This window comes from Streptomyces sp. NPDC051322 (genome assembly GCF_040689485.1).
In the GTDB taxonomy this organism is placed as follows: Bacteria; Actinomycetota; Actinomycetes; order Streptomycetales; family Streptomycetaceae; genus Streptomyces.
This window is the reverse complement of record NZ_JBFBAK010000025.1, coordinates 1-11,665: the sequence shown is the minus strand read 5'-3', so window position 1 is coordinate 11,665 and position 11,665 is coordinate 1. Positions and strand designations below refer to the sequence as shown.

The window sequence follows — 11,665 nt, the reverse complement described above, 5'->3', positions numbered from 1 at the left end:
ACTCCACAGCCACCGCACCCGGCGACTCAACAACCCAACGCCCAACCAACTCCGGCACCGAAACCTCCGGCACCACCACCGACGTGTCATTCCACCCGCTCAGCACCCGCTCCCGCTCACCACCGGGCAGATACACCACACGCGCATCACCGTCCACATCGGCGGACATCGACTCCAGCACCGCGCGATACATCGCCGCCAGGCGATCCACACCGGCCCGGTCGATGACATGCCGGTTGGCGGTGATCACCATGAAGCCGGCCCGGGTGGAGACACCCAGCGGGAACTCGGTGGGGCTGTCGTCGATGGTGGCCGGGTAGTCGACGAGGTCCTGGTCGACCTGTCGGAAGTTCTGGTAACTGAACCGCACGTTCACCAGGCGGTCGGATGTGCTCAGTTCACGCTGCATCGCACCGAGCGGGAAGCGGCGGTGCGACCAGATCTCGATCTCCTGGTCGAAGACCTGGCGCACCAGGTCACGCCAGGTTTCGGCGCCACGGGTGAAGGCGAAGGGCAGCGGGTTGAGGTACACCCCGTAGACCCGCTCGGCGCCCACGGCCTCCGGCCGGGCATTGGTCACCAGACCGGTGCAGAAGGACTCCTCGGCGGTGAGCTGGCTCATCACCTTCAGGTGCACCGCGTGCAGCACACTCTTGATCGGCACCTTGGCCTGGCCGGCCAGCTTGCGGAGCCCGGCGTCCAGGTCGTGGTACGGCACCCAGGCGCGGTGCAGTCCGCGGGGTGTCGTCGCCGGGTCGTCGCCCCAGCCGGCCGGGGGCTCGAAGGGGGTGTGGCTGCCGAGGATGTCCCGCCAGTAGTCACGGTCCTCGTCGGAGGACAGCGAGACCAGCTCGGCGGCGATGAAGTCCGCGTAGCGGACGGCGGCCGGTTCGGGCTCCTCCGGGGGACGCCCGTCCCGTATCGCCCGGTAGGCGGTGACCAGCTCCATCAGCAGGGAGTGGTGGCTCCAGCCTTCGAGCACCGCATGGCACTCGGTCAGCGTCAGCCACCAGCTGCCGTCATCGCAGGCGTGCCCGGTGAACCGGATCAGCGGAGCCTTGGTCAGATCGAAGAGCTGGGTGCGCTCCTCGGCCATGAAGGCGCGCAGCGAGGCGTCGACCGCGGCAGGGTCGAGTCCGGTGAGGTCACGCCCGCCGACCGGGCAGGTGACCCGGGAAGCGTCGTGGACGAGCTGCAGCGGCACCGAGTAGCCCTCCAGGGCGAACGAGGTGCGCAGGATCTCGTGGCGGGCGATCACCAGGTCGGCGGCCTGTTGGAGCGCTGCCTGCTCGAAGGGCTGCTCGTCGAGGATCCGGAAGCAGGTGGAGTTGTGGTAGAGGTTCCGGCCGTCGTCGGCAAGCATCTCGACCACCATGCCGAGCTGCACCTGCGCCAGCGGGTAGGCGTCCACCAGGTCATCGGGCAGCTTGGCCAGGTCCTCGTCGGCGAGCAGTGCGAAGGGCACGACGGCCGGCTCGACCTCGGCGGGAGCCGGCCGGCCGGTGAGGAACTCGACCAGCTGGGCGGGGGTGCGGTACTCGAAGACGTCGCGGACCGTGACGTCGTGCTCGGCATTGCGCAGGGCGCCCACCAGGGCGACCGCCCGCAGCGAGTCGCCGCCCAGGTCGAAGAAGTTGTCCTCGACGCCGACCTGTTCGACCCCGAGGGTCTCGCGCCAGATCGCGACCATCTCTTCTTCGGCCGGGGTGCGCGGCGTGACATGGGTGGTCTCGATACCGAGGGCACCGCGGTCGGGAGCGGGCAGCGCGGCCTGATCCAGTTTGCCGTTCACGGTCAGCGGGATCTTGCCGATGATCAGGAAGGCGGTCGGGATCATGTACTCGGGGAGCGAGCGGGCGAGCAGCGTCCGCAGCTCGCTCGGCGCTGCCACGGCCTCGGCGGCGGGCACGACGTACGCGACGAGCCGGCGGTCGCCCGGTGTGTCCTCGCGGGCCACGACGACGGCGTCCCGCACCAGCGGGTGCGAGGTCAGCGTGGTCTTGATCTCGCCGAGTTCGATGCGGTGACCGCGGATCTTCACCTGGTGGTCGATCCGGCCGTGGTAGTCCAGACTGCCGTCCGGCCGTCTGCTGGCCAGGTCGCCGCTTCGGTAGAGCCGGGAGCCCGGCTCTCCGTACGGATCGGGAACGAATCGTTCGGCGGTCAGCCGGGGGCGGTTGAGGTACATCTGCGCGACGCCCGGACCGCCGACATGGATCTCGCCGGGCACTCCGACGGGCACCAGCTCACCGTGCTCACCGAACAGGTGGACCTGCAGGTCCCGGATCGGGACCCCGACCGCGTTGCCCAGGGGCGACGCCACGTCGGAGTCGGTGAGCCGGTGGTAGGTGGTGTGCACGGTGGTCTCGGTGATGCCGTACATGTTGACCAGCGCCGTACGGTCCAGGCCGCGCCGCGTCGTCCAGGGCTTCAGCCCCGGGATATCCAGCTTCTCGCCGCCGAACGTCACGGCACGCAGAGCCAGTTCGTCGATCAGCGGGTCGCCGTCGGCGGCCAGGCCGACCAGGCCGCGGAAGGCGGACGGGGTCTGGTTCAGCACGGTGACCCGCTGCTCGACGAGCAGCCGCAGGAAGTCCTCGGGCGAGCGTGCGGTCTCCGGATCGACCACGACCAGGCGGCCGCCGCGGGTCAGGGCGCCGAATATCTCCCAGACGGACATGTCGAAGGCGTACGAGTGGAAGAGCGCCCAGACATCCCGCTCGTTGAAGCCGAAGTGCTCCTCGGTGGCCGAGAACAGCCGGAGTACGTTCGCGTGGGTGAGTCCGACGCCCTTGGGGCGGCCGGTGGAACCCGAGGTGTAGATGGTGTAGATCAGGTCGTTCGGCAGCGCACCCGACTCCGGGTCGGTGTCCGGTTCGGCGGCCAGCGCCGCCGCGTCGGAGGCGTCGTCCAGAACGATCAGCCGGCCGTCGAGTACGCCCGCCAGATGCTCCGCGTGGTGACCGGAGGTGACGACGATCCGGGCGCCGGCGTCGCCCAGCGTGTAGCCGATACGGTCGGCCGGGTGCTCGGGGTCCAGAGGCAGGTAGCCCGCTCCGGACTTGAGCACGCCCAGGAGGGCGGGTACCAGGTCGAGACCGCGGTCCAGGCTGACGCCGACCAGCGTCCCGGGACCGGCACCCAGCCCGCGCAAGTGATGGGCGAGCCGGTTGGCGCGGGCGTTGACCTCGCCGTAGCTGAGCTGCCGGCCTCCGTGGACCAGTGCGACCGCGTGGGGCGTGGCCGCGGCCCGTTCCTGGAAGACCTCGTGCACGGTACGGTCCGGCGCGGGGAACACCTGGGGTTCGGGCACGATCACGGCCAGGTCGGCCTCGTCCAGCATCTCGAGGCGCGAGAGAGGCAGATCCGGGTGGGCGACCGCGCTGTCGAGGAGCCGCACGAAGTGCCGGGCGAGCCGCTCCACGGTGGTCCGGTCGTACAGCGCGGTGCTGTACTCCAGCGTGCCCCGTACGGAACCGTCGGCCCGCTCGCCAAGCTGCAGCGAGAGGTCGAAGCGGGAGACCCGGGAGGTCGCTTCGAGCGGTTCGGTCTCCACCCCCGGCAGCCGGAAGTCGCTGGTGCGCTCGCGGTGCATCGTGAAGGCGACCTGGCACAGCGGCGTGCGGGACATGTCCCGCTCCGGCTGGAGCTCGTCCACGATCCGGGCGAACGGGAACTCCTGGTTGTCGAACGCGTCCAGGACCGTCTCGCGCGAGCCGGTGAGCAGCGTACGGAACGATGGGTCGCCGTCCCAGCGGCCACGGATCACCAGGGTGTTGATGCCGTATCCGATCAGCTGCTCGAGTTCGGGGCGGCTTCGCCCCGACACCACGGTGCCGACCGGGACGTCGTCGCGCCCGGTGTAGCGGGCGAGCAGCGCCTGGTAGCCGGCGAGCAGGGTCTGGAAGGGGGTCGCGCCGTGCTCGGAGCCGAGGGCGCGGAGCTTCTCGGCCAGCGGGGCCGGAAGCTCCAGCGGCACCGCGTCGCCGTCCCAGCCGCGGATGGCAGGGCGGGGGCGGTCGGTGGGGACTTCCAGTGCGGTGGTGCCGGCGAGTTGCCGGCGCCAGTAGTCGAGCTGCTTCTCCAGCGAGTCACCGGACAGCCCGTCACCGGACAGCCGCTTGCGCTGCCAGGCCGCGTAGTCGGCGTACTGGATCGTCAGCGGGGCGAGCGGAGACGGCTTGCCGTCGAGAAACGCGCCGTAGACCGCGGAGAGTTCGGACATGAAGAGTCCGACGGACCACTCGTCGCAGGCCACGTGATGGAAGACCACGGCCAGCAGGTGGTCGTCCGCAGCGATCTTGATGAGACGGGCGCGCACAGGTCGCCCGTTCTCCAGGTCGAACGGCCTGCCGGGCTCGGCCTCCGCCAGTGCGGTCGCGCGCGCCTCCCGCTCATCCGCCCCGGAAAGGGCGGTGAGATCGTCGACAGGAAGGTCGAACGGGCCGGGCGGATCGATGACCTGGACCGGCTCGGTTCCTTCGAGCCGGTAGCGGGTGCGCAGGATCTCATGGCGCCCCAGAAGTTCCTCGAAGCTGCGGTGCAGCACGCCCTCGTCCAGCGTTCCGCGCAGCCGGAGCACGACCGGGACGCTGTACTCCCAGCTGTCCGGGTCGAGCCGGCTGAGGAACCACATCTGCTGCTGACCGTGGGAGAGCGCGAGCGGGCCGTCCCGGTCCACCGCAGACACCGCGGAGCGTCGCCCGCTACGACCGCCGGCGAGGCGGGCGCGCACCAGTTCCTCTCGCCTCTCCTCGGCCTGCCGATCCGTCCGAACTTCGCCAGTGCTCATGCTGAGCGCTCCTCCCGGCCTTTCCTGTCGCAAGTCGACTGCTTGTACCGCGTGTTGCTGCCCACCGGTCTCTGCCGCCGACGGCCGGCGGCAGAGACTCTCAGGCGCTTGTCTGTGCCATGCGGCGGCGCAGGCTCGCCGGCCGCATGTCCGTCCACACCTCTTCGATCCGGTCGAGACAGGCCTGCCGGGCACCTTCGGTGCCTTCGGCACGCCAGCCCGCGGGCAGCTCCCGGTCCGCGTCCCAGATCGAGTACTGCTCTTCGTCGTTGAGGACGACCCGGTAGACGCGGTTGTCGGTCTGTTCGTCAGCCATGTCGGATTCCCTTCATTGATCGGATTCGTGTTCAGCATCGGGCGGGGAGCTATACCAGCCCTCTATAACCGCGGCCGTTGGCCCTCCGAGGCCTCTTCGGCCGCGCAAAACAGCACGCGGCCCGGTCCCGACGGGGGGCGGGACCGGGCCGCGTGGGCCTGTGGGTTACTGCGGTTGGTGCGGGTGGGTCGCTGCGGACGGTGCTACTCGCGGGCTCCGATGAACTGCAGCGTCCGGGCACGCAGCGCCGCGCCGACGGGCAGGACGGTGCCGATGACGGCCAGCAGGGTGGACAGCAGGGCGACGCCGATGACCACCGTGTACGGCACAACGATGGGGGTCGTGCCGAACAACTGGAGCAGCGCGCCCCACAACCCGGCCAGATTGACCGCCGTCGCCGCCAGCGCCAGAACCAGACCGATGGATGCCACCAGGAGCGATTCCGCGACGAAGAACTTCACCACCTGCTTCGGCGTGGCCCCGGCCATCCGGAGCACTGCCAGATCACGGCGCCGGTCAGAGGTCGCCATGAGCAGGGTGTTGAGGATCGCGATGAAACAGAACATCAGGATGATCACGGCGGTGGACGTCTGCCGCACCTCGGTGAGGTGCCGTGCGTACGCGGCCTCCGAAGCGACCAGTTCGTCCCTGGTCATGAAGTCCGCGCCGGTGCCGTCGACGGCCTTGTTGATCGCCGCCGTGGCAGCGGCTCGGTCGGTGCCGGGCTTCAGCGAGATGTAGGCGCGCCGGACGAGCCCGTCGCGTGCGAAGGCGGCGGTCCTGGCGAACTTCGGGGTCAGGTAGGCCACGTCCTCGCCGCGCATCGCCTTGTAGGTCGCGGCGATGCGGAGGTTGACCACGGAACCGTCGGCCATCATGACCTTGAGTGTCGAACCGACGTCCATACCCCAGAGGTCGGCCACCACCGTGCTGTGGTCGTCCCACTTGTCGAACGAGCCGCTGACGATCTTGAGGTTCGTCGTCCGCTTCAGCGCGGCGGGGTCCACGACCAACGCGTCGTTCTCGTCGAACCGGTTCTCGTCCTGGGTGTAGATGGTGGTGAGGATCGGTGCCGCGATCTGCACTCCGGGGATGCGGCTGACCTTGTCGGCCACCGCCGGGCTGATGCCCGGGGTGCCGTCGGGTGCGAGGGCGTACTGCGATTTCACCGAGTTCTGCACTCCGCTGTCGCGGGCCGCACCGAGCGAGTCGGTGGCGGCGATCAGCGAGAACACCAGGCCGACGGTGAGCAGCACGGGCGCCGCGATCGCCGCGGTGCGCCGGCGCGAGGTCAGCACGCTCTCCCGTACGAGCATGGCAGTGGCTCCGGAGGAGCGGGTGAACGGCCACATCAGCGCCTTGGCGAGCGGCCCCACGGCGAGCGGCGCGACCACCGCTGCCGCCAGCACCGGCACCATGAGCGATAGCACGTAGGTGGTGGGCGACAGGACGCCGGCCGGCTTGCCGACGGCGATCCATCCGGTCCATCCCACACCGCCGGCCACGCCCGCGGCGCCGAGCCAGAACCGGCCCCTGGTCATCCCGTTGTCATCGACCGCCGCCTCGCGCAACGCCTCGATGGGACGGATGCTCCCGGCCCGCCGGGATGCCGCGGTCGCCCCGCCGAGCGCCACCAGGACGCCGACCAGGAGAGCACCGGCGAGCGGCGCCAGGACTGTCCAGTCCGTCGAGAAACGGACCTTGAACCAGGAGGGCGAGATTCCCATGTCGATCAGCATGTCGGCGAGCAACTGAGCCCCGAACAGACCCAGTACCGTACCGATGACAGAGGCCAGGATGCCGACGAGCAGTGCCTCGTTGCGGACCATCTTGCGCACCTGCTTGGGCGTCGCGCCGACGGCCCGCAGCAGGGCGATCTCACGGCGGCGCTGGATCACCGCGAAGGCGAAGGTGGAGGCCACCACGAAGATCGCCGTGACGCCCGCCACGCTGGCCATCACCGGTACCAGCGTGATGGTGTTGTCCAGCGCCTCCCGGTCGAGGTCCTCGCTGGCGTCGGCCTGGTGACGGGCCTCGCCGGTCAGCACCTCGGCGTCCTGGCCTACGGCGGTCCGTACCTTGTCGAGCGGACCGAGCGCCACCAGGGCGTCGACCCGCGGGGAGAGTTTGGCCGCTTCGGCGTCGCTGAAGAAGACCGCGTCCTCCCAGTCCACCGGGGAGACGGTGCCGCTCACGGTGTACTTCTTGACTCCGTCGGCGGTGAGGACGGTCACCTGGTCGCCGGTGTGGCCCTGGTCGGAGGGGACGACGATGTCGGTGTCGGAGGACGGCTGCCTGCCGTCCACCAAGGAGTACCCGCCGAACCGCGCCACCGGCCAGGGGTGGCCGACCTGGTTCTTGGAACCGCCTTCGAGCTGGGCGTAGAAGGCCCGGTCCGTGACGGTCTTCCCGACGGCCGCGGTCTTCTGCCGCAACTCCGGAGAGATGCCCTTCGCCTCCGCCAACGAACGGATGCCCAGGTCGTGGTGGGCCGGGTTCCAGGTCGGGTCGTGGGGCAGGACCACCGCCGGGGCGTCCGCGAAGCGTTCCGCGGGCCGGTCCGGCATGTTGATCATGGTCATCAGAAGCAGGCCCATGGCCGCGACCTGCGCGACTCCTAGGACCAGCGCCACGACGGTGCCGAGGAACGACACCCAGCGTGAGCGCAGGGTCTGGAAAGCAACCCTGATCACCGGGCCACCGCCAGATCGGTCATCCGCTCGGCGACGGCCTCGGCCGTGGGGTTCATCAGTTCGCCGACCAGGTTGCCGTCGGCGAGGAAGAGGACCCGGTCCGCGTAGGCGGCGACGTTGGGGTCGTGCGTGACCATCACGATCGTGGTTACCGGATTCTCCGCGTCCGTGGGCGCGGGAACGGCGGCGGATGCCCCGTACCCCTGGGACTGGCCGTACCCCTGGGGCTGGCGGGGACCGACCAGATTCCGCAGCAGGTCGAGCAGCTCCCGACCCGTGCTGAGGTCGAGTGCACCGGTGGGCTCGTCGGCGAACAGAACAGCCGGACGGGTCACCAGAGCGCGGGCGATGGCGACACGCTGCTGCTGACCGCCGGAAAGCTGGCTGGGCCGGTTGCCGGCCTTCTGCTCGAGCCCCATCTGACCGAGCGCGCGCAGCACCGCACGCCGGTCGGGCTTGATCCCGGCAAGGCGCAGCGGCAGCGACACATTCTGCTCGGCGGTCAGTGAGGGCAGCAGGTTGAACGACTGGAAAATGAAGCCGGTCGACTTCCGCCGGAACTCGGTGAGTTGGGTTTCGTTCAGCCCGACGATGTCCTTGCCGTCGATGAACACCCGGCCCGACGTGGGCCGGTCCAGTCCGGCGGCGCACTGCATCAGGGTCGACTTCCCGGAGCCGGAGGGGCCCATGATCGCGGTGAAGCTCCCCCTGGGGAAGGAGAGTTGCACCTCGCGCAGCGCCATGACCGCGCTGTCGCCGGACCCATACGTCTTGGTCAGCGACTCGAGCCGCACCGCGTCATCCATCGACATTCGTTCTCCGTAGCTGCATGGTGGTGAAGGGATCAGCCGTCGACCCGTCCGCTATGGGCGCGGGCACGGGCTTCGTCGGGAGTTCGTTGTCCTGCTGATCCTCAAGTGCCGCCCCCCGGCGGGTGAACACAACGGCTGCCACCACAGCGAGCAGAGCCATCACGCCCGACACGATGGTGAGCGTCTGCCGGGAGCCGACTGCCTCCAGCAGAAATCCGGTACCGAGCGCGCCGAGCGAACTCGCACCCGACACGATGAGCATGACGACACTGCCGACCCGCCCCTGCATGTTGTTGGGTGTGATACGCACCTGGTAGGACATGCCAGACACGGTAACAGCGGCTCCTATATGCGAGGTTATAAAGAAAAGAACGCCAAGTGCCACCGGTTGTCTGAAAAAGATAGTTGCCGGCATGACAACGGCCCAGCTGACGTGCGCGAGGATCATCACCTTGCGCATCGGCAGCCGGTTGTTGAGCGAGCCTCCGGTGAAGGCACCGAACAGGCCGCCCGCACCACCGGCAGCCATGATCAGACCGATGGTGCCCGCCGCGCCGCCGTCCTCCCTGACCACCACGGCCACGGAGAGAATGAGCCCCTGGAAGACGAGATTGCTGCCCGCGATGATGAGGAGCGCCGTGCGGAAATAGGCGCGTTTCCATACCCAGCTCAGCCCTACCGCGATCTGATCTCGCATCTTGGGCTTCTTCTTGTTCTTCTGGGAGGGCGACTCCTTCTCCGACCGCAGCCGGACGAGCGTGATCATGGACATCAGGTAGAGCGCGACGCTGCTGGAGAACGGGATCCACGCGGAAAGACCGAACAGGGCGCCGCTCACCGGGTTGCCGATGAAGTTGACCCCACGGGAGCGCGCCTCGTTCATCGCCATCGCGGCGCCCATCTGCCGGGACGGCACCACGCCACGGACCATGGCCCGCTCGGACAGCTGGTAGAACACCGTCATGCTGCTCTGGATGAAGGCCACGGCGACGATGTGCCACACATAGAGCCTGTCCTCCAGGAGCGAGACGGCAACCGTGGCGACGGCCAGCATCCGGATGATGAGGGTCCACAGCATCACCCTGCGCCGGTTCAGCCGGTCGACCAGCACCCCCGCCGGCAGCTGCACGAGAAGCGCCGGCAGCAGCGAGGCGAAGCCCACCAGACCGGCCGAGCTCTTCGATCCCGTGTGCCAGAGCACCAGAAGCGTGAAGGCCATGCCCGAGCAACGCTCCGCCATGACCGACATCGCGGAACCGGTCCACAGCAGCCGGAAGTCCCGGTAGCTGCTCAGCGGCGGCAACCGGTGCCTGCGCCTGCCCGGCGGGGCCGCCACCCGCCCGTCGGCGGGCGCCGTCCCCGGTACCGCAGCGGGCGCCGAGACGTCCGCCCAGGTGGCGTCCGGCACACCTGTTTCCGGCAACGCCACAGTGATCGCTTCTTCCGGACGCGGCGCAGCCGCCGCCCCGGTCGGCACTTCCTTCGCCTCGGACGGCACCGCCTCTTCTCTCTTGGGCGGTGCCGCCTCCTCAACACTCATCGTCGGTTGGCCCAGCACCATTCCAGAACGGCCATCGCGCTGTGCAACTTGTGCGTGGCCTGGGTGAACGCGATACTCGCCGGGCCGTCAAGCACCTCGGCCGTGACCTCTTCCCCGCGGTGCGCGGGGAGGTCGTGCAGGAAGACGGCGTTCGGGCTGTCCTCCCAGAGCTCCCGAGTGACCTGGAAGGGCGCGAAGACCTCCCGCCAGTCGGCGGTCGGCTTACTGGTGCCCGTGGTCTGCCAGCGGGTGGTGTAGATGGCGTCGAGCCCGGTCGGCGCCGCGTCCATGTCGTGCCGCTCGGACACCTTCGAACCGCTGCGTTCCGCCTGAGCGGTCGCCGCGGCGAGGATCTCCGGTGCGAGCCCGTAGCCCGTGGGGGTCCGCAACTCCAACTCGGTTCCGGGGAAACGGGTCAGAGCCAGCGCCAGGGCCGCCGCGCTGTTGTTGCCCTCGCCGACGTACATCAGCCGCAGGCCTTCGATCCGTCCGAAGTGGCTGTACAGCGTGGTGAGATCGGTGAGCCCCTGGGTCGGATGCTCCTCAGCGCTCATCGCGTTGATGACGGACATCTGTCCGCCGGCCGCCAGGGTCCGCAGTTCCGCCGTGTCGTCGGCGGTCCGGGCCACCAGCAGGTCCAGCATTCCCGCCAGCACCCTCGCGGTGTCCTCGATGGTCTCGCCGGTGTTCAGCTGCAGGTCGTCGGGCCCGTAGGTCACCGTCTGCGCCCCGAGCCGCAGAGCACCGCTGGTGAAGGCGGTACGGGTACGAGTGGAGGTGCGCCGGAAGTAGACCCCGACGATCGCGCCCTCCAGGGGCCTCGCCCGCAGTCCGGCGGCGAACTCCGCGCCTCGCTCGATGATGTGCCGCAGGTCGTCGTCAGTCAGGTCGCTGACCGAGATGATGTGTCGCATGGGTCTGTCCTTCCGCTGCCGGTAGTCAGTGGGCGTCGCTGAGCAGCGCATCGACCTCGGCCCGGACGCGGCCCTCGATCTCCACGGCGAGCTGAGCGATCGTCGGGCTCTCGAAGGCGATTCGCATCGGTAGATCGAGGTCGAACTCGTTCTGCAGCCGAGAGATCAGCCGTACGGCGAGGATCGAATGCCCACCGAGTTCGAAGAAGCTGTCGTGCACACTCGCTTGCTTGCCGAGCAGTTCCAGCCAGATGGCGGAGAGACGTTCCTCCGTGGGGGTGCGAGGGCCCACGAAGGCATCCGTGGCGCTCTCGTCCGGGTCCGGCAGCGCCCGACGATCGATCTTGCCGTTCGGAGTCAGCGGAAGCGAGTCCAGCTCGACGAACACCGACGGCACCATGTACTCCGGCAACGAACCCGCCAGCGCGTCGGCCAACCCCTCGGAGCGGCCCACCACATAGGCCAGCAGCCGCTGATCCTCCGAGACCACCACCGTCGCATCAGACACCTGCGGATGAGCGATCAGCGCAGCACGGATCTCACCCAACTCGATCCGATAACCACGAACCTTGACCTGATCATCGATACGGCCCAGGAA

General features: G+C 69.0%; 7 protein-coding genes. All 7 read right to left on the bottom strand.

Going from position 1 to position 11,665, the window contains the following annotated elements; translation table 11 throughout:
- A partial coding sequence (locus AB0436_RS30405; RefSeq protein WP_366471153.1) for an amino acid adenylation domain-containing protein occupies positions 1 to 4,792 on the bottom strand: 4,792 nt, incomplete at its 3' end.
- A gap of 100 nt (positions 4,793 to 4,892) precedes the next feature.
- Positions 4,893 to 5,108, bottom strand: coding sequence for an MbtH family NRPS accessory protein (locus tag AB0436_RS30400; protein WP_366471151.1), 216 nt, complete (start codon positions 5,106 to 5,108; stop codon positions 4,893 to 4,895).
- Between the two features lie 203 nt (positions 5,109 to 5,311).
- Entirely contained in the window at positions 5,312 to 7,801 is a 2,490-nt protein-coding gene (locus AB0436_RS30395; protein WP_366471150.1) for an ABC transporter permease, read from the bottom strand.
- On the bottom strand, positions 7,798 to 8,607 hold the full coding sequence (locus AB0436_RS30390) for an ABC transporter ATP-binding protein (RefSeq protein ID WP_366471154.1): 810 nt from the start codon (positions 8,605 to 8,607) through the stop codon (positions 7,798 to 7,800). The genes AB0436_RS30395 and AB0436_RS30390 overlap by 4 nt, the downstream gene beginning before the upstream one ends.
- Positions 8,600 to 10,042, bottom strand: a complete 1,443-nt coding sequence (locus AB0436_RS30385) for an MFS transporter (protein WP_366471149.1) — start codon at positions 10,040 to 10,042, stop codon at positions 8,600 to 8,602. Before AB0436_RS30385 ends, AB0436_RS30390 begins: the two co-directional genes overlap by 8 nt.
- 107 nt (positions 10,043 to 10,149) lie before the next feature.
- A complete protein-coding gene (locus AB0436_RS30380) occupies positions 10,150 to 11,067 on the bottom strand; it encodes an ornithine carbamoyltransferase (protein WP_366471148.1) in 918 nt (305 codons plus the stop codon).
- 25 nt (positions 11,068 to 11,092) lie between these two features.
- Positions 11,093 to 11,665 (bottom strand): phosphopantetheine-binding protein (locus AB0436_RS30375; protein WP_366471147.1); only part of this gene is annotated, 573 nt, incomplete at its 5' end.

Excerpts from the sequence above, each read along its gene's own strand:
- AB0436_RS30400 (WP_366471151.1), bottom strand. The coding sequence starts at position 5,108 with ATGGCTGACGAACAGACCGACAACCGCGTCTACCGGGTCGTCCTCAAC.
- AB0436_RS30390 (WP_366471154.1), bottom strand. The coding sequence starts at position 8,607 with ATGGATGACGCGGTGCGGCTCGAGTCGCTGACCAAGACGTATGGGTCC.
- AB0436_RS30380 (WP_366471148.1), bottom strand. The coding sequence starts at position 11,067 with ATGCGACACATCATCTCGGTCAGCGACCTGACTGACGACGACCTGCGG.